The sequence below is a fragment of the Nonomuraea deserti genome (genome assembly GCF_004348685.1).
GTDB lineage: Bacteria > Actinomycetota > Actinomycetes > Streptosporangiales > Streptosporangiaceae > Nonomuraea > Nonomuraea deserti.
This window is the reverse complement of record NZ_SMKO01000425.1, coordinates 1-971: the sequence shown is the minus strand read 5'-3', so window position 1 is coordinate 971 and position 971 is coordinate 1. Positions and strand designations below refer to the sequence as shown.

Here is a 971-nt window from a genome sequence, read left to right as displayed (position 1 = left end):
CCGCCCGCCGCCGCCCGCCGTGGTCCGCCGTGGTCCGCCGTGGTCCGCCGTGGCCCGCCGTGGCCCGCCGTGGCCCGCCGTGGCCCGCCGTGGCCCGCCGTGGCCCGCCGCCCGCCGTGGTCCGCCGTGGCATGAGCGCCCCGCAGCCGCACACCACCGCTCCCGTGACTCCGATAGGAGGGCCGGCCGTCACGACTTGTCCACTCGTAGCGGTTCCCCATAAGCGGCGCGCACCGCGTAACTGGCACACTGCACGAGTGATGGTCAGAGTCGCGAGCGAGCACGATCTCCCCGGTTTCCTGGCGTTGGCGGCCGAGGTCGAACACTGGTTCGGACCCATGGTCGCGAACCCCGGCTTCCACGACGCCGTGCGCAAGAACGTTCGCCGGTCGACGGCGCTCGTCGCTGTCCCGTCGGGCCCCGGTCTCCTCGGCGGGCTGCTGTTCGGGACGACGCATGCCCCGACTTACCACGTTCGCTGGCTCGTCGTCTCGGAGCAGGCACGGGGGCAGGGCGTCGGCCGGGCACTGATGGCGGACGCGATGCGTAGATACGTACGTGGCCCGGCCGTCGTTGAGGTGGTCACCTTCGGCGCTGACCACCCCGGCGCTTCCTCCAGCGGTGCACGTGTCTTCTACGAGCGGCTCGGCTTCACTCCCGCCGAAGCCACCGATCCCGGGCCCGAAGGCGGCTCCCGGCAGGTCTACCGCCTCACCGTCCCCGACAAGCCCTTCGGGTAACGCAAAAGAGGGGGTTTCGACGCGCTCGGCGTCGAAACCCCCTCCAAAAATTGTCCGGCGGTGACCTACTCTCCCACACCCTCCCGAGTGCAGTACCATCGGCGCAGAGAAGCTTAACTTCCGGGTTCGGAATGTAACCGGGTGTTTCCTTCCCGCCATAACCGCCGTAACCCCATGAAACACCAAACGACACCGTTTGCTGCCTCAGAATTGCCTAGTGGACGCGAGCAA

The 971-nt window shown here is 69.0% G+C and carries 1 protein-coding gene and 1 rRNA gene; one reads left to right on the top strand and one right to left on the bottom strand.

The window, feature by feature from the left end; translation table 11 throughout:
* The first annotated feature begins 260 nt into the window (after window positions 1–260).
* The gene (locus tag E1292_RS50500; RefSeq protein WP_246091077.1) at window positions 261–740 is read left to right on the top strand and encodes a GNAT family N-acetyltransferase; all 480 of its coding nucleotides are present in this window, start codon (window positions 261–263) and stop codon (window positions 738–740) included.
* A 52-nt stretch (window positions 741–792) separates the two neighbouring features.
* On the opposite strand, the gene rrf is transcribed toward E1292_RS50500, so the two are convergent.
* Window positions 793–909, bottom strand: a 5S ribosomal RNA gene (gene rrf / locus E1292_RS50495).
* Window positions 910–971: the final 62 nt, after the last annotated feature.

Bases quoted from the DNA above. Each gene is read 5' to 3' on its own strand.
- E1292_RS50500 (WP_246091077.1), top strand. From the start codon at position 261: ATGGTCAGAGTCGCGAGCGAGCACGATCTCCCCGGTTTCCTGGCGTTG.